The 24,799-nt window shown below is 50.6% G+C and carries 21 protein-coding genes; 18 read left to right on the plus strand and 3 right to left on the minus strand.

Going from position 1 to position 24,799, the window contains the following annotated elements; all coding sequences use genetic code 11:
* The first annotated feature begins 22 nt into the window (after positions 1 to 22).
* Together uvrB and KSO86_RS07105 are read left to right on the plus strand one after the other, a co-directional pair.
* Entirely contained in the window at positions 23 to 2,074 is a 2,052-nt protein-coding gene (gene uvrB / locus KSO86_RS07100; RefSeq protein ID WP_216379331.1) for an excinuclease ABC subunit UvrB, read from the plus strand.
* A 259-nt stretch (positions 2,075 to 2,333) separates the two neighbouring features.
* Positions 2,334 to 3,320, plus strand: a complete 987-nt coding sequence (locus tag KSO86_RS07105) for a TerC/Alx family metal homeostasis membrane protein (protein ID WP_216432021.1) — start codon at positions 2,334 to 2,336, stop codon at positions 3,318 to 3,320.
* Positions 3,321 to 3,482: 162 nt separating this feature from the next.
* On the opposite strand, the gene KSO86_RS07110 is transcribed toward KSO86_RS07105, so the two are convergent.
* Positions 3,483 to 4,460 (minus strand): bile acid:sodium symporter family protein, encoded by a 978-nt coding sequence (locus KSO86_RS07110; RefSeq protein ID WP_366504503.1) that lies wholly within the window; start codon positions 4,458 to 4,460, stop codon positions 3,483 to 3,485.
* Positions 4,426 to 4,704, minus strand: a complete 279-nt coding sequence (locus KSO86_RS07115; protein WP_216431974.1) for a YciI family protein — start codon at positions 4,702 to 4,704, stop codon at positions 4,426 to 4,428. The genes KSO86_RS07110 and KSO86_RS07115 overlap by 35 nt, the downstream gene beginning before the upstream one ends.
* 74 nt (positions 4,705 to 4,778) lie before the next feature.
* Here KSO86_RS07115 and uvrA point away from each other — a divergent pair, with 74 nt between their 5' ends.
* The 9 genes from uvrA (at position 4,779) to secG (ending at position 16,350) form a co-directional block, all read left to right on the plus strand.
* Positions 4,779 to 7,646 carry an excinuclease ABC subunit UvrA gene (gene uvrA, locus KSO86_RS07120; RefSeq protein ID WP_216431976.1) on the plus strand — a complete coding sequence of 956 codons (2,868 nt, stop codon included), beginning with the start codon at positions 4,779 to 4,781 and terminating at the stop codon, positions 7,644 to 7,646.
* A 2-nt stretch (positions 7,647 to 7,648) separates the two neighbouring features.
* A complete protein-coding gene (gene uvrC / locus KSO86_RS07125) occupies positions 7,649 to 9,622 on the plus strand; it encodes an excinuclease ABC subunit UvrC (protein ID WP_216431978.1) in 1,974 nt (657 codons plus the stop codon).
* A 19-nt stretch (positions 9,623 to 9,641) separates the two neighbouring features.
* Positions 9,642 to 10,577, plus strand: coding sequence for an RNase adapter RapZ (gene rapZ / locus KSO86_RS07130; RefSeq protein ID WP_216431981.1), 936 nt, complete (start codon positions 9,642 to 9,644; stop codon positions 10,575 to 10,577).
* On the plus strand, positions 10,577 to 11,536 hold the full coding sequence (locus KSO86_RS07135) for a gluconeogenesis factor YvcK family protein (RefSeq protein WP_216431983.1): 960 nt from the start codon (positions 10,577 to 10,579) through the stop codon (positions 11,534 to 11,536). The genes rapZ and KSO86_RS07135 overlap by 1 nt, the downstream gene beginning before the upstream one ends.
* 73 nt (positions 11,537 to 11,609) lie before the next feature.
* Complete coding sequence (gene whiA, locus KSO86_RS07140) at positions 11,610 to 12,635, plus strand: DNA-binding protein WhiA (RefSeq protein ID WP_231699918.1); 1,026 nt, start codon at positions 11,610 to 11,612, stop codon at positions 12,633 to 12,635.
* A gap of 219 nt (positions 12,636 to 12,854) precedes the next feature.
* Positions 12,855 to 13,862 (plus strand): type I glyceraldehyde-3-phosphate dehydrogenase, encoded by a 1,008-nt coding sequence (gap, locus tag KSO86_RS07145; RefSeq protein ID WP_091281415.1) that lies wholly within the window; start codon positions 12,855 to 12,857, stop codon positions 13,860 to 13,862.
* Positions 13,863 to 14,003: 141 nt separating this feature from the next.
* Positions 14,004 to 15,197 (plus strand): phosphoglycerate kinase, encoded by a 1,194-nt coding sequence (locus tag KSO86_RS07150; protein WP_216431985.1) that lies wholly within the window; start codon positions 14,004 to 14,006, stop codon positions 15,195 to 15,197.
* 5 nt (positions 15,198 to 15,202) lie between these two features.
* On the plus strand, positions 15,203 to 15,982 hold the full coding sequence (tpiA, locus tag KSO86_RS07155; RefSeq protein ID WP_216431987.1) for a triose-phosphate isomerase: 780 nt from the start codon (positions 15,203 to 15,205) through the stop codon (positions 15,980 to 15,982).
* A gap of 122 nt (positions 15,983 to 16,104) precedes the next feature.
* On the plus strand, positions 16,105 to 16,350 hold the full coding sequence (gene secG / locus KSO86_RS07160; RefSeq protein ID WP_091281421.1) for a preprotein translocase subunit SecG: 246 nt from the start codon (positions 16,105 to 16,107) through the stop codon (positions 16,348 to 16,350).
* A gap of 113 nt (positions 16,351 to 16,463) precedes the next feature.
* Here the strand turns inward: secG and tkt are convergent, their stop codons facing one another.
* Positions 16,464 to 18,539 carry a transketolase gene (tkt, locus tag KSO86_RS07165; RefSeq protein ID WP_216432025.1) on the minus strand — a complete coding sequence of 692 codons (2,076 nt, stop codon included), beginning with the start codon at positions 18,537 to 18,539 and terminating at the stop codon, positions 16,464 to 16,466.
* Between the two features lie 98 nt (positions 18,540 to 18,637).
* Here tkt and xerD point away from each other — a divergent pair, with 98 nt between their 5' ends.
* From xerD to der, 7 genes are read left to right on the plus strand one after another with little or no spacing between them, the layout of a single operon-like run.
* Positions 18,638 to 19,570 carry a site-specific tyrosine recombinase XerD gene (gene xerD, locus KSO86_RS07170; protein ID WP_366504505.1) on the plus strand — a complete coding sequence of 311 codons (933 nt, stop codon included), beginning with the start codon at positions 18,638 to 18,640 and terminating at the stop codon, positions 19,568 to 19,570.
* Positions 19,571 to 19,590: 20 nt separating this feature from the next.
* Entirely contained in the window at positions 19,591 to 20,445 is an 855-nt protein-coding gene (locus KSO86_RS07175; RefSeq protein WP_091281432.1) for a ParA family protein, read from the plus strand.
* 10 nt (positions 20,446 to 20,455) lie between these two features.
* Positions 20,456 to 21,268, plus strand: a complete 813-nt coding sequence (locus tag KSO86_RS07180; RefSeq protein ID WP_216431992.1) for a segregation and condensation protein A — start codon at positions 20,456 to 20,458, stop codon at positions 21,266 to 21,268.
* Positions 21,268 to 21,831, plus strand: coding sequence for an SMC-Scp complex subunit ScpB (gene scpB, locus KSO86_RS07185; RefSeq protein WP_216431994.1), 564 nt, complete (start codon positions 21,268 to 21,270; stop codon positions 21,829 to 21,831). The genes KSO86_RS07180 and scpB overlap by 1 nt, the downstream gene beginning before the upstream one ends.
* On the plus strand, positions 21,828 to 22,583 hold the full coding sequence (locus KSO86_RS07190; RefSeq protein WP_216431996.1) for a pseudouridine synthase: 756 nt from the start codon (positions 21,828 to 21,830) through the stop codon (positions 22,581 to 22,583). Before scpB ends, KSO86_RS07190 begins: the two co-directional genes overlap by 4 nt.
* Positions 22,583 to 23,281, plus strand: coding sequence for a (d)CMP kinase (gene cmk / locus KSO86_RS07195; protein ID WP_216431998.1), 699 nt, complete (start codon positions 22,583 to 22,585; stop codon positions 23,279 to 23,281). Before KSO86_RS07190 ends, cmk begins: the two co-directional genes overlap by 1 nt.
* Complete coding sequence (der, locus tag KSO86_RS07200) at positions 23,278 to 24,792, plus strand: ribosome biogenesis GTPase Der (RefSeq protein ID WP_216432000.1); 1,515 nt, start codon at positions 23,278 to 23,280, stop codon at positions 24,790 to 24,792. The genes cmk and der overlap by 4 nt, the downstream gene beginning before the upstream one ends.
* Positions 24,793 to 24,799: the final 7 nt, after the last annotated feature.

Raw genomic sequence — 24,799 nt, forward strand, 5'->3', positions numbered from 1 at the left:
AGACAGCCGGTAAGCTAGGAATATGCGTCCTGTTACTGATATTGTCCGCCAAGAAGCGCCGTTTGAAGTTATTTCCGAATACACCCCCTCTGGCGATCAGCCTACCGCAATTGCGGAACTCGCTGAGCGGATTAACGCTGGAGAAAAAGATATCGTTTTGTTGGGCGCAACCGGAACCGGAAAATCGGCAACAACTGCATGGCTTATTGAACAAATCCAACGCCCAACGTTGATCATCGAGCCAAACAAAACGCTTGCCGCTCAGATGGCGGCGGAGTTTCGCGAACTATTACCGAATAATGCGGTGGAATATTTCGTATCTTATTACGATTACTACCAGCCAGAAGCCTACGTGCCACAAACTGATACGTTTATTGAAAAAGATTCCTCTATTAACGACGAAGTTGAGCGGCTGCGTCATTCGGCAACGAACTCGCTTATAACCCGGCGCGATACCGTCGTGGTGGCCTCGGTTTCGTGTATCTATGGTTTGGGAACGCCGCAAGAATACGTTGATCGTATGGTGGACGTCCATGTTGGGCAAGAACTCGACCGCGATGCGCTACTCAAGCAGTTCGTAACCATGCAATATACGCGCAACGATATGGCTTTTACTCGCGGTACATTCCGGGTACGTGGCGATACGGTGGAGATCATTCCGGTTTATGAAGAACTCGCTATCCGGATCGAATTTTTCGGTGATGAGATTGATTCCATCGCGCTACTGCACCCATTAACTGGCAATGTGGTGCGCGAAACTGACCATGCCTATATTTTCCCTGCCTCCCACTATGTCGCCGGTGAAGAACGCATGAAACGTGCAATTGCTTCTATTGAGGAAGAATTAGCTGAGCGCCTAGCAGAGTTACGCGATCAAGATAAGCTGCTGGAAGCTCAACGGCTCGAGATGCGAACAACATACGATCTGGAAATGATGCGCAATATCGGGAGTTGCTCAGGTATTGAGAACTATTCACGCCATATTGATGGCCGCGGTCCTGGAACGCCACCAAATACCTTGCTCGATTATTTCCCGGAAGACTTTGTGCTGATTATTGACGAATCGCATGTGACAGTACCGCAAATCGGAGCAATGTACGAAGGGGATATGTCGCGTAAACGAACGCTAGTAGACTTCGGTTTCCGCTTACCATCAGCAATGGACAACCGCCCCTTAAAGTTTGCAGAATTTTTAGAGCGTATCGGCCAAACGGTTTACCTTTCGGCAACTCCAGGTAAATACGAGATGGAACTATCTGATGGGTATGTTGAACAAATAATTCGTCCTACCGGCTTAGTAGATCCAGAAATCATTGTGAAATCAACAAAGGGCCAGATTGATGATCTATTAGAGCAAGTGCGTGCCCGCGTCGAACGTGATGAACGCGTTTTGGTTACCACGCTGACAAAGAAAATGGCTGAAGATCTCACCGATTATCTTGCCGAACGCGGGGTAAAGGTGGAGTATTTACATTCCGACGTCGATACTCTACGGCGCGTAGAACTCTTGCGCGAATTACGCATGGGCAAATTCGATGTGCTGGTCGGCATTAACCTGTTGCGTGAGGGCTTGGATTTGCCCGAGGTCTCACTTGTTGCGATACTCGACGCCGATAAGCAGGGCTTCTTGCGCTCTACGACGGCGCTTATCCAGACCATTGGCCGGGCAGCTCGAAACGTGTCTGGACAGGTACACATGTACGCTGATTCGATTACTCCGAATATGAAAGAGGCTATCGACGAGACTAATCGTCGTCGTGAAAAGCAAATAGCATACAACACTGCGCACGGCGTTGACCCGCAACCATTACGGAAGAAGATCGCTGACGTGACTGACATGCTCGCGCGTGAGGACCTCGATACAAGCGAACTGCTTGACGGCGGTTACCGCAAAGAAAAGTCAGTTGCCGAACGATTACCTCAAGACGGTGCCGAAATCGAGCAACTGCTTCAAGATCTGCGCGAACAGATGCATGTTGCGGCAGAACACCTGCAGTTCGAACTCGCTGCACGCTTGCGTGACGAAATCGAAGATGTTAAACGTGAGCTACGTGCCATCAAACAAGCTCAATAGTGCTTGTAGCGAACTGAGCGCGATATCATAACGCCAGAGATGTTACCTTCTAGCTACCCTCGCGTAAGCTAGAAATAGCGAAGGGGAGTATTCCCACGAAATATCGGTTCGTCATCGCGGCTGTTCAGCCCGGGCCGAGGCCACTACTCTCATTAGAGATGGCGGGAAGAGACCTTCGGTCATGTTCTGAACCGAAAGGCTAACTTTGCTTAACTCTATGCTTGTAACTGTTGCAAACTCGTCCAGCTCTGATGCAACGATGGTTGTTCATGCGTGGGAATGGGTAATTCTTGGATTGTTCGTCGTCGCGTTGATTCTTTTTGATCTCCTCGGACATGTGCGTAAAGCCCACGAACCAACTATTGGTGAAGCCTCACGCTGGACCGGAGTCTATGTTTCGCTTGCTGTACTTTTCGGCTTAGCAACATACTTCCGCCACGGTGGCCGGTTCGCCACCGAATTCTTTGCCGGCTATATCACCGAGTATTCACTCTCGCTCGATAATATCTTTGTTTTCATTATCATCATCGCGGCATTTAAGGTACCTCGGAAGTTCCAGCAAAAAGTGCTAATGTGGGGCATCATTATTGCCCTTGTGCTGCGATTTATCTTCATCATGATCGGTGCAGCCCTTGTTGAAAAATTCATCTGGGTATTCTTCGCTTTCGGTGTATGGATGATCTACACCGCAACCAAGCAGGTCTTGGACGGTTTACAAGAAGCGCGTGACCGCAAAAATGGTGTTAAAGAAGATGATGAGTATAAACCGACTGCGCTGACCCGCTTCATTTCTCGGGTATTCCCTGTTACAGCTGGGTTCGTCGGCGATAAGCTATTCCACCGGGCACAAGGAAAGACCTATCTAACTCCGCTACTTATTTGCATTATCTCCATTGGCACGATCGATTTGCTGTTCGCCCTTGATTCGATTCCAGCAATCTTTGGTTTGACGAAGGAGCCGTTCATCGTGTTCGCATCGAATGCGTTTGCGTTGCTTGGCTTGCGCCAACTGTTCTTCCTCGTTGATGGCCTGCTCGATCGTCTCATCTATCTGCACTACGGTTTGGCGGCAATCCTAGGTTTCATTGGTTTGAAGCTTTTGCTCCACGCCTTCCACGGATACGATATGCTCACCGCAATCACTGAGCCAACACCAGGTGTCTCGGTAGGGATCATTCTGGGCATCATTATTGTGACTGTGGTGGCCTCTATTATTGGAGCACGCAAACTTCGGGCAGAACAATAAGTTCTTATAGAGAGTCCATTTTTGTTTAAGAAAGAACGCAGATTTTGCATGGATCATGCCGCTTTCAGACGAGTGCTGGATAAGCCACTGAGATAAAAGTAATGTTAGAAACCACAGAGAATCTGAGCTCAATCGTATTTGTTAGCTTCTGATAAGCTTCAGTCAGATGTTCTCAGCCTTTGAGGCTAACTTCCGAGCGATGACAGCGCACACCATTAGTTGTAACTGGTGGAAAATAATTAACGGGATTCCGATCGTCCCAACGAGGGACGCGGGGAATAAGGCGTTAGCCATTGGTAGCCCAGTGGCCAATGATTTTTTCGAACCGCACATCAGTAGCACGATCCGATCTTTCCTGGCTAAGCCGAGCGATCCGAACCACGTCAGAGTCAGCATTAAAGCAAGGAACAATGCCAGCACGATCAGAAGGACAACCAACGAATAGGCTGTGATAACGCTCCACGAGCCGTCGAGCGTCGCCACCGTCGTCGCCGTCAAAACCACGAGAATAATTGCGCCCGTATCGGTCGCCTTGGTCAAGTCACGCCGGGAGCGCATCCACGCACCAAACCAGGGTTGCAGAAGCTGCCCGGCGATAAACGGCAACAGCAGTTTGACAAGGATCGAGCCAAACCCGCCGGTATCTGCACCAGGAACGCTCATGAAAACCGCAACTAAAACTGGGGTGATAAACATTCCGGCAATGTTTGATAAGGTCGCAGCGGCGATTGCGGCACCAACATTACCGTTCGCGATAGACACGAATGTCACCGAAGATTGAACCGTAGACGGCAATAATGACAGGTAAAAAATCCCGCGAGCAAGTTCCGGGCCGAGCAGGGGAGACGCAAGCGAAGCGACTCCCCACCCTACCAGCGGGAAAATCGCGAACGTCGCCAACAGAATCGAACCTTGCAGGCGGATATTAGCTAAACCGCTCAGAACCTCGCGAGTAGGCAACCGCATCCCATATAAGAGGAAAACAAGTGCAACTCCAATATCGGCAGCAATTCCAAACCCGTTTGCGACTTCACGTGAAAACGGAATAAACAATCCCGCGCAGAGCGCAAGAATTATCCCGATAATCAGCGGATCTTTGCGCACATTACGCCCACGGGCCGTAAATGACAGTCCATTCACCTATCTCAACGTTGGCTAAGACGCCAGCTTTGTTGAACGGGTCATCGGCGAGTAGCTCCCGTGCTTTGTTCTCTGATTCGGCGTCGACGACGATCAGTGCGCGTCCGCCCGCCATTGGACCAGAAGCCTTGAGAGCGCCCTTATCGAAGAGCATTTTTAAGAACTCACGGTGACGTGGACGTACCTCCGTCGTGAGAGCAGTTTGGGCTGGATCGTATGTATAAATAACAGCAAATGTACTCATGTGTACTATCTTACGTTGTGCTAACCGAAAACTGATATGGAAACGTGTCGGATGTGGTCGGTATTATCGTAGACGTGCATGATTCAATACATATTCAAGGTGCTAGAGAGCATAATCTTCGTAACGTCACGCTAGATATTCCGCGGGACAAGATGGTTGTGTTCACTGGCCTGTCAGGTTCTGGTAAGTCGTCCTTAGCATTCGATACTATTTTTGCCGAGGGGCAACGCCGCTACGTCGAGTCTTTATCAGCGTATGCTCGCCAGTTCTTAGGGCAGATGGATAAGCCTGCTGTTGATTTTATTGAAGGACTGTCACCGGCTGTTTCGATCGATCAGAAATCTACAAATCGTAATCCACGGTCTACCGTAGGAACGATTACCGAAGTATATGATTATTTGCGTTTACTCTATGCCCGTGCTGGTACGCAGTATTGCCCGGTATGCGGTGCGCTAATTGAAGCGCAGTCAGCCGAACAGATTGTCAACCGACTGCTGGAAGAAGAAGATAAAACCCGGTTGCATATTTTGGCCCCAGTTGTTCGTGGCCGCAAGGGCGAACATCTTGAACTACTTAAACAGCTGCAAACTGATGGATATTCGCGTGCCCGCATTGACGGCACTGTTTATCGTTTGGATGAAGCACCAGCATTAGCTAAAACATATAAGCACGATATCGACGTCGTTGTAGACCGCTTAGCTATTCGCGATGGTATCCGTTCCCGTCTGAATGACTCGGTAGAAAATGCGTTGCGGTTAGCAAAAGGCGTTACCGTCGTGGAATTTGTTGATCGCGATGCCGATGACCCAACTCGGGAACGGCGATTCTCTGAGCATCGTGCTTGCCCGAATGATCATCCATTAGAACTAGAAGAAATAGAGCCCCGCACATTTTCATTTAATGCGCCCTATGGTGCCTGTCCCGAATGCGACGGCATTGGTTTCAAATTGCAAGTTGATCCGGACTTGGTTATCCCAGATGAGGACATTTCGATCGAGGACGGAGCAATCGTTCCATGGTCGGTTACGGCTTCAGCATCGGCACGTGACTACTATCAACGTCAGCTTGCTAGCCTGGCAGAAAATATGGGATTTGAGCTCTCTACACCCTGGAAGAAGCTTCCCAAAGCTGCAAAGGAAGCGATATTGCGGGGCCGGGATTTCAAAGTAAAAATGAAGTACCGGAACCGCTGGGGACGCGAAAAAGTCTACTCCTCGGGATTTGAAGGCGTCTTGAACTATGTCAAGCGCAAGCACAATGAGACTGAATCCGAGTGGTCTAAAGAGCGGTTTGCTGGCTTTATGCGTGAAGTTGCGTGCCCTGTTTGCCATGGTGCACGTCTGCGCCCTGAGGTTTTAGCCGTACGAGTTGGAGAACTCAATATCGCCGAACTCACGGACTTACCGATCGGTGAAGCTCTGGACTACGTTACACATATTGAGCTTTCGGAACGATCCCAAAAAATTGCGGAACAAGTCTTGCGTGAGGTTATTGAACGGCTAACATTCCTGGTTTCTGTTGGGTTGGACTATCTAACATTATCTCGCGCGGCTGGTACCTTGTCTGGTGGTGAAGCTCAACGAATCCGGCTAGCTACCCAGATTGGCTCTGGGCTCGTTGGTGTACTGTATGTTCTCGACGAACCATCGATCGGGCTGCACCAGCGTGACAATGAAAAATTATTAGAAGCCTTGACTCGATTGCGCGATTTAGGCAATACCCTAATCGTGGTTGAGCACGACGAAGATACCATTCGACAAGCAGATTGGCTTGTTGATATTGGACCAGGCGCAGGGGAGCACGGCGGTGAGATTGTGTTCTCTGGTAAGCCCGCAGATATCGTGAATGCGGAGCGTTCTATTACCGGTCAGTATTTAACAGGTAAACGCGTTATTGCAGTCCCGCAAGAACGGCGTAAGGTTGATAAAAAGCGCCAGATTACCGTTACCGGAGCACAGGAGAACAATCTTCAGAACGTGACGGTAAAGTTCCCAATTGGCGTGTTTACCGCGGTCACTGGGGTATCTGGGTCGGGCAAGTCATCGCTCGTCAACACAATTTTGTATAAAGTGTTGGCCAATCAGCTCAACCGCGCCCGGTCATTGCCTGGCCGGCACAAGAAAGTCAGCGGTTTAGCGGACCTCGATAAGGTCGTGCACGTGGATCAGTCGCCGATTGGCCGTTCACCGCGATCGAATCCTGCTACCTACACCGGAATGTGGGATCCTATCCGTAAACTATTCGCCGAAACCCAAGAAGCAAAAGTACGCGGATATGGGCCGGGACGTTTTTCGTTCAATGTCAAAGGTGGGCGATGTGAAGCATGCTCCGGCGATGGCACTATTAAAATCGAAATGAACTTCCTGCCGGATGTGTATGTTCCCTGCGAAGTGTGCCATGGTGCGCGCTATAACAGCGAGACTCTCCAGGTTCACTACAAGGGCAAGAACGTTGCCGAAGTCCTCGATATGACGATTTCCGAGGCACGTGAGTTCTTCGGTAATGTCACCCGTATAGCAAAATATCTCGATATGCTTGAGCTTGTCGGTTTGGGATACGTCAGGCTAGGTCAGCCGGCCACCACGCTTTCCGGCGGTGAAGCACAGCGAGTGAAGCTCGCGTCCGAACTTCATCGTCGTTCAACCGGACGTACCGTCTACGTACTGGATGAGCCAACAACCGGGCTTCATTTCGAAGACGTGCGCAAACTCCTGAGCGTGTTGCAGTCGCTTACTGACAAGGGGAATACGGTTATTGTGATCGAGCACAATCTTGATGTCATCAAATCAGCAGATTGGGTTATTGATCTTGGTCCAGAAGGCGGAAAAGGCGGCGGTTTGGTGATTGCCGAAGGCACTCCGGAAGACGTTGCCGCGGTTCCCGAATCTCACACTGGTCGGTTCTTAAAACCGATCCTCGAATCGGCCACCTCTGAACGATAACAATGGCAGATCCACAGAGCTATCGACCAACGGATATCCCTTCTAACCCTGGGGTTTACCGTTTTATCGATGACGAAGGTCGAGTTATTTACGTCGGTAAAGCATCGTCATTGCGTAACCGGCTCAGTAACTATTTCCAGGATCCCGCGCAGCTACATCCACGTACCCGGGCGATGGTGTTTACCGCCGTCGAGGTTAAATGGGTTGTCGTCGGCTCGGAAATCGAGGCACTAACCCTCGAATACGCCTGGATCAAGGAATTCGCACCACGCTTCAACGTGATGTACCGCGACGATAAATCTTATCCGTATTTAGCCATCACGATGAGCGAACAGTTTCCACGTGTGCTTGTTACCCGTAACGCTCATCGGCGAAAAGACAAGTACTACGGTCCATACACGAAAGTCTGGGCCGTACGCGAAGCCCTCGATCTTCTCTTGCGTGTTTTCCCCATGCGTTCATGTACGAAAGGCGTTTTTAATAGTGCTCATCGAACGGGGCGTCCCTGCCTCAACGGTTACATAGACAAGTGTGCAGCTCCGTGTATTGGACGGATTAGCGAAACAGAGCATCGCCAAATTGCCAAGGATATGATCTCGTTCTTAGACGGCAGCGGCGAAAAACTGATTAAGCAAAAGACTGCTGAGATGAATCAAGCTGCCGCAGATTACGACTTCGAGCGCGCAGCAAGGTTACGAGATGACATCTCGGCTTTGACTACTGTTGCCGAACGCAACACTGTTGTTCTTGAGCACGATGTCGACGCCGATATTTTCGGTTTGGAGTTTGACGATCTTGAGGCATCAGTTCAAGTGTTTTTCGTTCGTGGCGGGCGGATCCGTGGACAGCGCGGCTGGGTCACCACGGTAGAAGACCTCGGTGAGCCCGAGCTGTTGAATCAGCTGTTATTGCAGGTCTACGGCATGTATGCGGCGTCGCCGTCGTCGTCAAAACGTAGCCACGCGCGGTCAGTGGACGACGTCGAACACACCGCAACAGATGCGATCCCACGTGAGATTTGGGTACCGTCACAACCAACCGATAGTGAAGCACTCACGGCTTGGCTCAGCGAACTGCGTGGAGCTGGAGTGCGTATCCGGACTCCGCAACGCGGGCCCAAAGCACAACTAACTGAAACGGTTCATACCAATGCGGTCCAAGCGCTGCAACGGCATAAAATACAACGCGCTGGTGACATTACGGAACGTTCGCAGGCCCTCGAAGAGCTGCGAGATGGTCTGGGACTTGAGCGTGCTCCATTACGGATCGAATGTTATGACATCTCGCATACTCAAGGGACCCACCAAGTCGGCTCAATGGTGGTTTTTGAAGATGCGTTAGCGAAAAAATCAGACTACCGGCATTTTATCGTGCGTGGTCCAGACGGTAACGGCGCCCGCGACGATACTGCCGCCATGGACGAAGTTTTACGACGTCGGCTCAGTCGCTTAACTGCAGGTGCACCGGCAGATGACGCCTCAGATGATGAGCCACTGACATCTGGTAACGATGTCACCGACAATAAGCCCCGCAGATTTGCTTACCGTCCTGATTTGATCGTAGTTGATGGTGGATTGCCACAGGTCAATGCGGCTCAACGAGTAGTCGATGAACTCGGGGCAGACGTCATGATTATTGGGCTGGCAAAGCGACTCGAAGAAATCTGGATACCAGGGGAGGAGTTCCCGGTTATTTTGTCGCGTTCGTCGCCGGCTCTACGACTGTTGCAATACTTGCGCGACGAGTCTCACCGTTTTGCGATTACTTTCCATCGCAAAAAACGAAGCAAGGCGATGACCAGATCGGCACTTGATGATGTGCCTGGCCTGGGACCGGCAAAGCAGAAAGCATTATTAAAGCATTTTGGATCGCTTGCGAAGATTAAGGCAGCCTCACGAGAAGAATTACTTAGGGCACCGGGCATCGGCCCAGCTCTGGCTGATGCGTTGTGCTCGCAACTAGCCAAAAATGATTAAGAACTGGCAGGATAGTGATATGGACAACATCAACGACACCGCAAATATTCCCCTTGGCATCATGATTGACGATGCCACAGCTAAGCTCCCGGTAGCTGAGATCCCAGAGATACTTATTATCACTGGTATGTCTGGCGCAGGCCGCTCAAAAGCTGCTGCGACCCTGGAAGATCTTGGCTGGTATGTCGTTGACAACCTTCCTCCCCGGCTTCTGTCTGCTCTTGCAGGACTGGTGTCACCAACTTCCGGTGTAAGACGTCTGGCCGCTGTGGTTGACGTGCGTTCCCGGGAATTCTTTCAAGAACTTGAAGGTGTTATGGAAACACTTCAAGATCACTCAGTGGATTACCGTATTCTTTTTCTCGATGCTTCCGACCAAGCGTTGATTCAACGCTACGAGTCAGTTCGCCGTCCACATCCGCTGCAAGGAGATGGCCGGTTGCTCGACGGCATCGCGCAAGAACGTGAAATACTTGCACCATTGCGCCGTCGTGCCGATACCCTTATCGATACCAGTGATCTCTCAGTTCACGATTTATCACGCCAAATCCGGAAAGCTGTCGCATCTGTTTCGGATACTGACCCACACGTAACGGTCATGAGCTTTGGTTTCAAGTACGGCTTGCCGATGGATGCCGATCATGTGGCTGACGTACGCTTTTTGCCGAACCCTTATTGGGTAACTGAGTTGCGTAATTTAACCGGCCGTGATGCTCCAGTGCGTGATTTCGTTCTAGGTATTGATGGCGCCAAAGAGTTTGGGACAAAATATGTTGAGCTCATTCACCCAATTTTGGATGGGTATGTTCGTGAGCTGAAACCTTATGTCACGATCGCAATCGGATGCACTGGAGGCAAACACCGCTCCGTCGCTATGACAGAATTCGTATCCGAACAACTTCGTGCTCTCGGCCATTCGGTACGTACCATCCACCGCGATCTAGGACGTGAGTAATGGCAATATACAACGATGGCCCAACACGTGGGCCTAAAGTCGTTGCCCTAGGTGGTGGGCACGGCTTGTATGCAACGCTATCGGCGTTACGCATTTTAACGCCACGCATTACTGCTGTGGTGACGGTTGCCGATGACGGTGGGTCGTCTGGTCGTATTCGTGAAGAAATGGATGTCCTACCTCCGGGAGATTTACGTATGGCGCTGGCCGCGCTGTGCGATGATACCGAGTGGGGACAAACGTGGCGAGATGTTTTACAGTATCGATTTGAGTCGGAAGGACCCTTGGGTGGGCACGCAGTCGGGAACTTACTCATTGTTGCTACCTGGCATCTGCTGAACGATCAGCTTGACGGACTTGATCTAGTAGGACGACTTTTAGGAATACACGGTCGCGTAGTGCCAATGTCTACTGCTCCACTGCAAATTGAAGCGGACGTTCGTGACGATTCGGGATTGACTACCTGCATTCGTGGACAAGCTGCAGTAGCAAAAGCTCATGCTTGTGTAGAACGTGTGGGGTTACTGCCGTCTAATCCACCTGCTCATCCGGCTGCACTGGAAGCGATCGAAGAAGCCGATTGGATCATTTTCGGTCCAGGATCTTGGTTTACTTCGATTATTCCGCATTTATTAGTGCCCGAAATATATTCGGCATTGTGCCGTACAAAGGCCAAAAAGATCTTGGTCATGAATCTCGCACCAGACGCTGAAACATCGCATTTATTACCCAGCGAACTTATCGCAGCTTTTAAGAAGTATGCGCCGGACTTCATGATTGACCGAGTTATCGTTGATCCGACTTCGGCGACCAGCGATACAGCGTTATCGTCACAAGCTTATGGATTAGGCGCAGAACCTTTTTATTATCACGTAGCGAAAAACGGCAATGCGGAAGTTCACGATCCGTTATTCCTAGCAACCGCTTTTCGTGAGGTTATTGATAGTTTTCCGCAATAGCTCCGCAGATAGTGGGTATGCTTGTACCATCAAAAAGTAAGTTTTACTAAGTGTAAAATGCCAGAATTATTCAATGCTGTTAACGAAAGCAGGGAAGGCGGAACATATGCCAGCTTTGACAACGTTTGTAAAGGACGAAATCTCAGCAGTATATCCAACAAACTTGTCTGCCATGGTGGCTGAGCTATCTACAATGTTTCGGTTTGCTGGTGGTCTGCAGATTAATAGCGGAATTGTGTCTCTCCAAGCTGAGCTGACACACCCCGGTGCTACTCATCATCTCTCAGAGCTAGTGCGACGGGTGTACTCAATTGAGCCCGATGTCGTAGCAATTAACAAGCCCATGCGACAAGGAAATACGTATTTATTGCGAGTTGTAAATGAGGGGGAGCGGCTAGCACGACGCGCCGGCCTCCTGGATCTTAGAGGTCGCCCAGTTCGTGGTTTAGCTCCACAGATTGTCGGTGGATCGAAAGCTGACGCAGCGGCCGCTTGGCGTGGTGCTTTCTTAGCACGAGGTACATTACTAGAGCCTGGCCGAAATGCCGCTTTAGAAGTTACTTGCCCATCGATGGAAGCGGCGTATGCGATTGGCGGCTTAGCGCGCCGTCTTGATGTGCCGTATCGAGCGCGTGAATCACGAGGTGCTTTCCGTGCAGATATTCGAGAAGGCGACGCTATTTCTACAATGCTCACGAGAATCGGCGCTCATGATGCTGTGCTGAAGTGGGAAGAACTACGCACTGAACGCGAGGTACATGGTCAAGCTAACCGGCTAGCTAATTTTGATGACGCAAATATGCGGCGCAGTGCTGATGCGGCAATCATAGCCGTCATTAGAGTAAAACGAGCATTTGAGATACTCGGTGATGATATTCCTGATAATCTGCGACAAGCCGGTGAATTTAGAATTAAGTATCCCGAAGATTCTTTGAATCTGCTTGGTGAACGACTAACACCACCAGCTACAAAAGATGCAGTAGCTGGGCGGTTGCGCCGCCTCAATACTATGGCAGATAAGCATGCTAGTGAATTAGGAATTCCTACCACGATGGATGCCGTACGCGAGCAGACAGGTGTCACGGATCGCACACTCTAAGGCGGGCCCAAAGTCACTGGAATATCTACTATTCTGTGAAAACTTTCCAGAAATTTTCCCCTACGCGCGAAGTTACCTAGACAATAGGGGCAGAAAAACTTGTACAATAGAAAAGGATCGAACGCCACGTGTTTGAAAAGAAGGTGCGTTCGTGAGTCAGCGAGTACAGCTCGCTGAAAAATCTACAATGTGTACTTGTGTACACAAGGAGGATACGCAGTGACTATTCGCGTTGCTATTAACGGCTTTGGCCGTATTGGTCGTAACTTTATCCGCGCAGCATACAAGCGTGGAGCTAATTTCGAGGTTGTTGCAGTCAACGATTTGACCGACAACAAGACCCTCGCTCACCTACTTAAGCACGATTCGACTCTCGGCGCTTGGGATCACGAAGTTTCCCACGACGAGGATTCAATCGTTGTTGATGGTCGTAAGATCAAGGCTTTCGCAGAGCGCAACCCTGCTGATCTTCCATGGGGCGAACTCGACATCGACATCGTTATCGAGTCCACCGGTTTCTTCACCGACGCAACCAAGGCTAAGGCACACATCGAAGCTGGCGCAAAGAAGGTTATCATTTCCGCTCCAGCCAAGAACGAAGATGCTACCTTCGTCATGGGTGTTAACCACACCGATTACGATGCGGCAAAGCACAACATCATTTCGAACGCTTCCTGCACCACGAACTGCTTGGCTCCAGTAGCTAAGGTTCTTCAGGAGAAGTTCGGCATCGTCAAGGGTCTCATGACCACCGTTCACGCTTACACCGGTGATCAGCGCATCCTCGATGCTCCTCACTCGGATCTTCGTCGTGCACGTGCAGCTGCTATCAACATCGTTCCTACCAAGACCGGTGCTGCTGCTGCTGTTGCTCTCGTTCTCCCAGAGCTCAAGGGCAAGTTCGACGGTTTCGCAATGCGCGTTCCAGTCCCAACAGGTTCCGCTGTCGACTTGACCTTCGAGTCCGAGAAGTCCGATGTCACCGTTGAAGAAATCAACGCTGCTATCAAGGAAGCTGCTGAAGGCGAACTCAAGGGTATCCTTGCATACTCCGAAGAGCCACTCGTCTCCACTGACATCGTACACGATCCACACACCTCGATCTTCGATGCTGGCCTCACCAAGGTCATCGATGGTCAGGTTAAGATCATCTCCTGGTACGACAACGAATGGGGCTACTCCAACGCCCTCGTTTCCCTTGCCGAACTCGTTGCTTCCAAGTTCTGATTTCTCAAGAATTGATTGAGTAATGACTAGCGGGCCCGGGCATACGTGAGTGTGCCCGGGCCTTGCAGTTGCCATATCAGACCCTCGAATTTACAACCGATGTCCATTGCGACATCATCGATTCACCACAGAAGGACATTTATGAGGACTATTGACACGCTTGGCGATCTCGCCGGCAAGAAGGTTTTTGTGCGATCGGATTTCAACGTTCCGCTCGACGCCGATAAGAACATTACAGATGATGGCCGTATCAAGGCAGCGTTGCCTACAATTAAGCGTCTTGCCGATGCAGGTGCACGAGTTATCGTTGCTGCTCACCTCGGCCGTCCGAAGGGCAAAGTTAATCCTGATTTCTCGCTTGCTCCCGTAGCTAAGCGCCTCGGCGAGTTGCTCGGCAAGGACGTTGTACTCGCATCCGACACAATCGGCGAAAGCGCACATGCAGTCACCGCAGATATGGCAAATGGCGACATCGTTCTTTTAGAAAATGTCCGTTTCGATCCTCGCGAGTCCTCTAAGGTCGACTCTGAACGCGAAGAGCTAGCTGCCGAATACGCAAAACTTGCTGATGCCTTCGTTTCTGACGGATTTGGCGTGGTACACCGCAAGCAAGCTTCGGTTTATGACATTGCTAAAGTCTTGCCATCAGCAGCCGGCGAACTCGTTTTCAAGGAAATTGATTCGCTATCCAAGGCAACAGCTGAACCAGAGCGTCCATATACAGTCATTCTCGGTGGTGCTAAGGTCTCGGATAAGCTTGGCGTTATCGCTAACTTACTGGAAAAAGCTGATCGCTTGATTATCGGTGGCGGAATGGCCTACACCTTCCTTAAGGCCAAGGGCTACGAAGTCGGTGCATCTCTTCTAGAAGAAGATCAAGTTGAAACCGCCAAGTCTTTCATCGATAAGGCAGCTGAAAAGGGTATCGAGTTCCTGTTGCCGATTGATACAATCGTTGCTCCAGAATTCAAGGCAGATGCTCCTGCAACTGTCGTTGCAGCTGACGCTATCCCGGCAGACAAGATGGGTCTAGATATCGGTCCGAAGACTGCGGAACTCTTTGCGAATGCCATCGCATCATCGAAGACGGTAGCTTGGAACGGCCCAATGGGCGTTTTTGAGTTCGAAGCGTTCGCACAAGGCACTAAGGCTGTTGCTGCTGCACTCGAGTCAGCAGCTGGCTTCACAATCGTTGGTGGCGGCGATTCTGCTGCTGCTGTTCGTCTCCTCGGTTTCGATGAGACAAAGTTTAACCACATTTCCACCGGCGGTGGCGCATCTCTCGAATACCTCGAGGGTAAAGAGCTACCTGGTATTGCAGTTCTGGAGGACTGATAATTATGACACGTACCCCAATTATGGCGGGCAACTGGAAGATGAACCTCGATCACCTCGAGGCAACCGCTCTGGTTCAGAAGCTTGGCTGGACTCTCAACGATCTCAAGCACGATTTTTCGTCAGTTGAGTGTGTTGTTGTTCCACCATTTACCGATATCCGCTCCGTCCAGACTCTCGTTGAGGCAGAAAACTTCAAGATCACCTACGGTGCACAGGACGTTTCCATCAACGACGAAGGCGCTTTCACCGGCGAAATCTCAACCGGTATGCTGAACAAGCTAGGCGTCACATACGTCGTCGTTGGTCACTCTGAGCGACGCGAGTACCACGGTGAAACAAACGAATTGATCGGCCAGAAGGCTAAGAAGGTTCTCGACGCTGGCATGACCCCAATCGTGTGCTGTGGTGAAGCCCTCGAAGTTCGTAAAGAAGGCACGCACGTTGCCTACGTCCTCGGTCAGATTGAAGCCATGTTTGCAAAGCTCACTGCAGAAGAAGTAGCAAAGCTTGTTGTTGCTTACGAGCCAATCTGGGCTATCGGCACCGGTGAAGTTGCAACGCCAGCTGACGCGCAAGAAGTGTGCGGTGCAATTCGCGGTAAGATCGCTGAGATGTTTGATGCCCCAACAGCTGAAGCTGTTCGTATCCAGTACGGTGGCTCGGTCAAGTCTTCGAATGTTGTTGAGATCATGGCACAGCCAGATGTTGACGGCGCACTTGTCGGCGGTGCTTCTCTCAAGGCAGAAGAATTTGCCAAGATTGTCACCTACAAGCAGGCATGATTTCGGCTTATACAGTTAAGTAGTCGTTTTCGTGACGAATCGCGCGGGTAAGAACTTTCTTCTTACCCGCGCATTCTTGTATGCTGTAACAGGTACCTTATTCGTTAGAAAGAGTTCATATCGTGGCGATTCTCGAAATTATCATCACCGTTTTGCTGGTTATCTCCAGTCTATTGCTTATCGGCTCGATCCTTTTGCATAAAGGACGCGGCGGCGGTATCTCAGATATGTTTGGCGGTGGTATTTCAACCGCAATGCGTTCATCTGGAGTCGCCGAGAAAAATCTTAACCGAATCACGGTTATTGTGGCATTGGTGTGGATTACCTGCGTAATCTTGCTTGGCTTGATTACCAAAGTAAATTTCTAAACCCGTATTTGTTTTAATAGTTGGGGCTAGGTCATAACTGACCTAGCCCCAACTATTACTCGCGTTCTGTGTGCGGTGCTGAAACGTAATCAAATCAGCACCGCACTAAACTTTTAGCCTACTTGCGACAATGACTTCTTTGCGGCAGCCGCGATATTTTCTGGAGTCATCCCGTATTCTTTCAGCAAGAAATTGCCGTTGGCAGATGCACCGTAATGATCAATACCGACTGCCACGCCAGCATCTCCAATGAGTGAACGCCAGCCGAATGTCGAGCCAGCTTCAACCGAGACACGAGCTTTTACGCTGTGGGGGAGAACCGACTCGCGATATTCAGACCCTTCAGCCTCAAACCATTCGATACATGGCATAGATACAACACGAGCTCCAATGCCTTCAGTAGCTAATAGCGAACGAGCTTCAAGGGCAACTGCCACTTCAGAACCGGTTGCGATCAAGATGACATCTACTTTTTCGCTATCAGCCAATACATATCCACCACGCAAAACGCCTTCTGCAGAAGCGACTTCGTCGCGATCAAGAACCGGAAGGTTTTGGCGCGATAGCACAATACCCGCTGGGTTGCTGTCTCGCTCCAGAATTCCGCGCCATGCGTATGCTGTTTCATTCGCATCTGCGGGTCGAACAATGTCTAGACCAGGAATTGCACGATAGGACCACAAGTGCTCAATTGGCTGATGCGTTGGACCGTCCTCGCCAACTCCAACAGAGTCGTGTGTCCAAACAAAAATCGATGGCACATGCATGAGTGCTGCAAGGCGGACAGCGGGACGCATATAGTCAGAAAACACGAAGAAGGTTCCGCCGTATGGTCGGGTTAAGCCGTGTAGAGAAATACCATTAAGGATAGCTCCCATCGCGTGCTCACGAATACCGAAATGTAGGGTACGGCCATACTCGTTGCCGGCAAACAAACTGGATGAGCGACCAGCAGGCAGGAATGACGGTTCGCCAACCATAGTTGTGTTATTAGAACCAGCAAGGTCAGCTGAACCACCCCACAGCTCAGGTAACACGTCTTTAATTGCTGTCAAGACCTTGCCGGAGGCAGCACGTGTCGCCATCGACGCACCCGCTTCGAATGACGGTAGCTTAGTCTCCCACCCCGATGGCAATTGGCGCTTAAGCATCCGCTCAAGTAGTCTTGCGTTTTCCGGATTTGATTCCTGCCACTGTGCGAAATCGTGGTCCCATCTTTCGTGTGCAGTTGCAGCTCGCTGCGCCGCGTTGGATCGTACGTATTCTAGGACCTCAGCAGGCATCTGGAAGTTTTCGTCCGGATCTAAACCAAGATTTTCTTTCAACCCACGGATCTCAGCTTCGCCCAAAGCAGAGCCATGTGAAGCTCCAGTATTTTGCTTGGTGGGGCTCGGCCACGCAATAATCGTTGATAGCTTAATAATGGAAGGACGGTCCGTTACATTTTGGGCTTGTACGATAGCTTCGTAAAGCGCATCAAGATCTTCCTTATAGTCTCTGCCCGATTGCCGCCATGCCACGTGCTGGGTGTGCCAGCCGTATGCTTCGTAACGTGCCAATACGTCTTCACTTAAAGCAATGACTGTATTATCTTCGATCGAAATCTGATTATCGTCAAAGAAAAGAATCAGATTCCCTAGTTTCTGGGTGCCAGCAAGCGAGGAGGCTTCTGATGTAATACCCTCTTCGAGGTCGCCTTCTCCACACACTGCGTAAACATAGTGGTCAAAGGGGCTTTCACCTTGCGCTGTATCCGGGTCCAATAAACCGCGTTCGCGTCGTGCAGCTATTGCCATACCGACAGCTGATGCAACCCCTTGCCCGAGTGGACCAGTAGTCATTTCGACGCCTGGCGTCCACCCATATTCCGGATGCCCGGGAGTCTTAGATTCATAGGTTCGCAAGGCTTCTAGGTCTGTCATTTCTAGACCATAACCCGAATAGAAAAGTTGAGTATAAAGAGTTAATGATGAGTGTCCGATCGATAACACAAACCGATCGCGACCAAGCCAATGTGGATCTTGCGGATCGTGGCGCATAACTTTCTGGAATAACATGTACGCCAACGGGGCAAGCGAAATCGCAGTTCCGGGGTGACCGTTACCGGCTTTCTGTACAGCATCAGCGGCAAGAACACGCCCATATCGCACGGCTTGCTCATCTAAGTCTGTCCATTTGAGTGATGTCATCTGACTCATCTTTCTCCTGTGAATTACTATTCATATATAGGATATATGTTTTTAGCGTGCCAGGGGCTTATGGTTGGTACCTATTTTTGGAGGCGAATGTGACCTTTACTGATGAGTTCACGCGGGCGGTAGACAATTATCTTGCTCACTTGAGCGTCGAGCGCGCGCTCTCCAGCAATACTGTTGCCGCGTATCGCCGAGATTTAGGACTCTACCAGCAGCATTTGGAATCGCGTCAGGTAACGTCAATTGGCCATATTTGTCCTGAGGATTCCGCCTCTTTTGTTGAGTTTTTGCGCGATGGTAGTGCGGGCAAAGCCATGGCAACAACGTCGGTTGCCCGAATGGTGACCTCTATCCGTCGTTTTCATGCTTTTCTGGTTTCCGAAGGCATAACGACGACGGACCCGACTATTGACCTTCATCCACCCAAAATTGGAATGCGGTTACCCAAAGCAATCAGCGTTTCGGACATGCAACATTTACTTGACGTTGTGGCTTCCGCGACCGATCCGATTGGTCTTCGAGACCACGCGCTCCTAGAGATTTTGTACGGCACAGGTGCACGAATCTCAGAGGCTGTAGGCCTAGCTGCGGACGATATCGATCTGGATAACGCATCTATTCGACTTTTTGGCAAAGGACGCAAGGAACGAATTTTGCCATTGGGCAAATACGCAATAGATGCGATTGAGAGCTATCTTGTGCGAGGTCGGCCGTCGCTGGCCGCCCGTAGTTCCATCGGTTCGTCGTCGTTATTCCTCAATAAACGAGGTAAGCCGTTGTCCCGGCAAAGCGCATGGGGAATTATTCAACAGGTTGCCGAGGAAGCCCAGTTACCGCATATCACTCCGCACACGTTCCGGCATTCTTTCGCCACTCATCTGTTGCAGGGCGGGGCAGATGTGCGTGTTGTTCAAGAGATGCTCGGGCATTCTTCGGTGACGACAACGCAAATTTATACAATGGTGACGCGGGAGACACTGAAAGAAATCTATGCAACAGCCCATCCACGTGCATGGCACGAGTGATTTTCCGGTAGATTAGTACTGTGACTGCAGAACAACCATCATTGATTAATATCGGATCGGAACGGGATTTCCCTCTTCCGCAGGAATTGCATGCCCACGGCCCGGCACGGATTATTGCTATGTGCAACCAAAAAGGCGGAGTCGGCAAGACAACAACATCAATCAATCTTGCCGCGGCCCTAGCAGAATACGGCCGTAAAGTGCTGATAGTTGATTTTGACCCGCAAGGTGCAGCATCGGCTGGTTTGGGCGTGAATGCGATGGCGTTAGATCGCACGATCTACGATGAAATGGTCGCTACGAAGCCGGATATCACCCAAATTATTCACCATACTTCAACGCCTAATCTTGATGTGGCACCGGCAAATATCGAATTGTCAGCTGCGGAAATTCAGCTCATTAACGAGGTAGCACGCGAACAGTCTTTGATGCGAGTGTTGCGTCCTGTGATGGATGTTTATGATGTCATCATTGTGGACTGCCAACCGTCTCTTGGTTTGTTGACCGTTAACGCATTGACTGCAGCTCATGGCGTTATTATTCCGTTGGAAGCCGAGTATTTTGCGATGCGTGGAGTGGCTTTGCTAGTTGAGCAAATTGAACGGGTTCAAGACCGCTTGAATCCTCGATTGCATATCGACGGCGTCCTCCTCACTATGGTCGATACCCGAACTTTGCATGCGCGCGAAGTCATTTCGCTTATCAAGGAGCGCTTTGGAGACCAAGTGTTCGATACCATGATCGGCCGTACAGTGAAGTTCCCGGATGCGACGATCGCTGCCGAACCAATCACGACGTTTGCTCCTGGTCATGCTGGCGCGAAAGCGTACTTGCGGCTGGCACGTGAACTGATTTCTCGTGGCGGTAGCGCCTGATTAAACGCTGATGTCTGCACACGAGGATCTTTTTTCAAACGGGTCGAGCTTCGCGGTCAATTTAGACGTGTTCTCTGGCCCGTTTGACGTACTCTTGTCGTTGATTGGTAAGCATAAACTCGATGTGACAGATGTTGCGTTGTCTCAGGTTACAGATGAATTTATCGCGTTTATTCAGCGCCAAGACAGTGCAGTTTTGGAACACATGAGTGAATTCGTCGTCGTTGCTGCAACGCTCCTTGATATTAAAGCTGCTCGGTTACTTCCTCGTACCAACGATGACGACGACGAACTCGAGGCTATATTTGAAGCTCGCGACCTATTATTCGCGAAATTATTGCAGTACCGCGCGTTCAAAAAGGTCGCCGCGGAATTGGCTCAGAAGATGAGTGTACAATCGTTGAGTTTTCCGCGTGATGTACCGCTTGAGGAGTCTTTCCGTAGTATTTTGCCAGAGGTTGATCTGCGTCTGGGGACAGTGGATCTGGCTATTTTGGCTGCAGGAGCGCTGTTCCGCCGGCCCGATGAGGTCATGATTGATCATATTCACGATCCACTTGTTCCCGTGGCTTCTCAAATTACGGTGATTCGGGAACGTCTTGCTCATGGCGAACGCGTTTCATTTTCACAGCTATGCGCGGATGCCCGAAATGTGCCGACGGTGGTTTCACGCTTCTTGGCGGTTTTAGAGATGCTACGTAATGGGGAAGTGGAGATAGACCAAGAAGGTCCTTTGCAGCCCCTATTTATCGTTCGCGTTGCACTGGATAATGCGGTAGGCTGGGAATCTATCGATCGCAGTGATGCAGAACGGAGTACTTAATGAATGACGATACATACTATCGTGGCGCTCTTGAAGCGATTTTAATGGTTGTTTCCGAACCAGTTACCGCCGTACAACTGGCATCAGTATTAGATGCGAGCCCAGCAGATATTGAATCAATGCTCGCCTCAATGGCTACTGAGTATTCGCATGATGAGCCGCCTAGAGGTTTTCAGTTACGGAAAGTTGGCGGCGGATGGCGTTTTTATTCAGACCCACGATACGCTGACGTTGTTAGTAAGTTTGTCACTTCTGGTCACTCAGCCAAACTGTCGGTGCAAGCTTTAGAAACATTGGCCGTTATTGCCTACCGCCAACCAGTGACTCGCGCGCAAATCGCTGCTATCCGAGGCGTCGATGTCGATTCTGTGGTTCGTACGTTGCAAACCCGCGGCCTTGTTCGTCCAGCCGGGACAGCCCCAGATTCCAGCGCAGTTTTGTATGAAACAACAGAATTATTTTTAGAAAAAATGGGAATGAATTCCCTCGAAGAACTTGCCCCATTGGCACCTTATTTGCCTGATGATGAAGAGTTTGACGATGTAGTAAAGGAGATGGCATGAGCCGAAAAACCCAAGATCTTCACGATCCAACCGGCGAACGTCTACAAAAGGTGTTGGCCCACGCAGGTGTGGCTTCCCGCCGCGCAGCTGAGGATATGATCCAAGCTGGCCGCGTCAGCGTTGACGGCGTGATTGTGCGCCAGCTCGGTATTCGAGTTGATCCAAAGTCCGCCGTTATCCACGTTGATGGTGATCGCGTTCAGTTGGATCAAGATTTAATTACTGTTGCCTTGTACAAACCACCGGGGGTTGTTTCGACGATGTCGGATGACCAAGGGCGTAAGACATTGGCAGATTATGTTGAGGATTATCCGCAACGCTTAGTTCATGTAGGACGACTCGATATTGACACTGAGGGTCTTATTCTCTTATCAAACGACGGCGAACTCGTTCATCGATTGACTCACCCATCCTACGAGGTGCCCAAGACGTATATTGCCCGAGTTGAAGGTTCTGTTACTCGCGGTTTGCAAAAGGTGATGGAAAAAGGAATCACCTTGGAAGACGGGCCAGTTCATGCAGATCGTTTTATCATCCGCGAGGTAGCTCGAAAGAATTCGATCGTGGAAATCACTCTGCATTCGGGACGCAACCGGGTTGTGCGCCGGATGATGGAAGAAGTTGGGCACCCGGTGATGGAACTCGTACGTATGCAGTTCGGCAACATTGTTGCTGGACATTTGAAGCCAGGCCAGGTTCGCCAGATTGCTGGATCGGAACTTGGTGCGTTGATGTCGATGGTAGGTATGTGATGACAGCTTTACGTATTGCAATTGATGGACCGTCTGGTTCTGGTAAATCAACGGTCGCTCGCAAAGTCGCTCAAGAACTTGGGTTAGGCTATTTAGACACGGGTGCTATGTACCGGGCCGCTACCTGGTGGGCACTGCACGAGAACGTTAATCTGGATGACCCTGACGCGGTACTTGCCGCAACTCAGTCCATGCCGTTAGAGATTGTGCTTGACCCACAAGCCCAACGTTTTGTGTGCGGTGGAGAGGATATTACTTCTGCTATTAGAACATCTGACCTTTCTAAGGTCGTATCTAAAGTTGCGGTGAATATTCCAGTGCGCAAGGAAATGCTACGTCGCCAGCGCGCAATTATTGAGTCTCAGGATTCCGCAGATTCGTATTCAGCTGGACGAGGCATTGTTGCTGAAGGTCGCGATATTACAACGGTTGTTGCGCCGGATGCACAGGTGCGTGTTCTACTAACCGCATCTGAGGAAGCACGGTTGGCGCGGCGTGCATTAGAAGTGCGGGGTAGTGCTGACGCGACCGCACTTGCACAAACACGCGATGAAGTAATTCGCCGCGATCGAGATGATTCCACAGTTTCAGAATTTATGACGGCACAAGACGGCGTTACAACGATCGATTCTTCAAACTTAGGGATCGATGACGTTGTCTCTGCAGTGTTGCAGCTGGTTGCGGAGGCACGTTCATGAGCGACGAGTACGTTTTTGACGATTCCTTTGATATTAACGCAGAATTCACCGAGGTTACTGAGGACGACGTCGAGGAAGCGAACCAAGCCGATGTGATGCGCTCGTTCTTGGACGATTTTGAGCTCGACGACGAAGACCGTGCCCTCCTAGATGGCGAGGTTGAGCTTGCTCCAGTTACCGAGCAATGGGGCAAGCCGGTCTTAGCTATTCTTGGACGACCCAATGTTGGTAAGTCAACATTAGTGAACCGTATCGTCGGCAAGCGGGTAGCAGTTGTTCAAGACACTCCAGGTGTCACCCGCGATCGCGTCAAGTACGACGCTGAGTGGGCAGGTGTTGATTTTACAATTATGGATACTGGTGGTTGGGAAGCCGCTGTTGAGGGTATCGATAAGTCAGTTTCTGAATCTTCAGAAATGGCGATCAATGAAGCCGACGTCGTCATGCTCGTCGTCGATGCAACAGTGGGTGCCACTGATACTGATGAACGCATGGTTCGGTTACTTCGCCGCAGTGGTAAGCCAGTCATTTTAGCAGCGAATAAGGTGGATTCTCCGCAAGGTGAGGCTGACGCGGCGGCATTATGGAATCTAGGTTTAGGCGAGCCATACCCGATTTCTGCGTTGCATGGACGCGGTACCGGAGATTTACTCCATGCTGCTGTCAAGATGCTTCCTGAAGTCTCTGAAGTGGCGCTTGCTCGCCCGGATCAAGGCCCGCGCAGGATAGCACTCGTTGGACGACCAAATGTTGGAAAATCATCGCTCCTGAATAAGCTCGCTGGTGCTGACCGCGTTGTTGTTAATGAGTTAGCTGGCACAACGCGCGACCCAGTCGACGAAGTTATCGAGCTAGATGGTCAACCGTGGACTTTCGTCGATACTGCAGGCGTTCGTCGTCGCGTTCATCTCACTAAAGGTGCCGACTATTACGCAACCTTGCGCACCCAGTCTGCAATTGAAAAAGCCGAACTTGGCCTCGTACTCATGGATGCTTCTGAACCTATTGCGGAACAAGATATTCGCGTGTTGCAACAAGTGATTGATACTGGACGCGCCGTCGTCGTCGTCATGAACAAGTGGGACCTAGTTGAAGAGGAACGACGCGTAGAGCTTGATCGTGAGTTCGAACGCGAACTTGTCCAGATTCAGTGGGCGGAGCGAATCAACCTGTCAGCAAAAACTGGTTGGCATACTAACCGACTGACTAGAGCGATGAACACTGCACTCGAATCATGGGATAAGCGCATCCCAACTGGAAAGCTCAACGCATTTTTAGGAGAACTACAGGCAGCGAATCCGCATCCGGTGCGTTCGGGCAAGCAGCCGCGCATCTTGTTTGCGACCCAGGTCGCTAATCGTCCGCCACGCTTCGTGCTGTTTACTTCCGGATTCTTCGATCACGGCTACCGTCGTTTTATCGAAAACCGGTTACGTCGCGAGTTCGGATTCATTGGCTCGCCGGTAGAAATATCGGTGCGCCCACGCCAAAAGCGAGCACGAAAGAAGTAAGGTATGC

Origin of the sequence: Arcanobacterium phocae (genome assembly GCF_018913465.1) — a bacterium.
GTDB lineage: Bacteria > Actinomycetota > Actinomycetes > Actinomycetales > Actinomycetaceae > Arcanobacterium > Arcanobacterium phocae_A.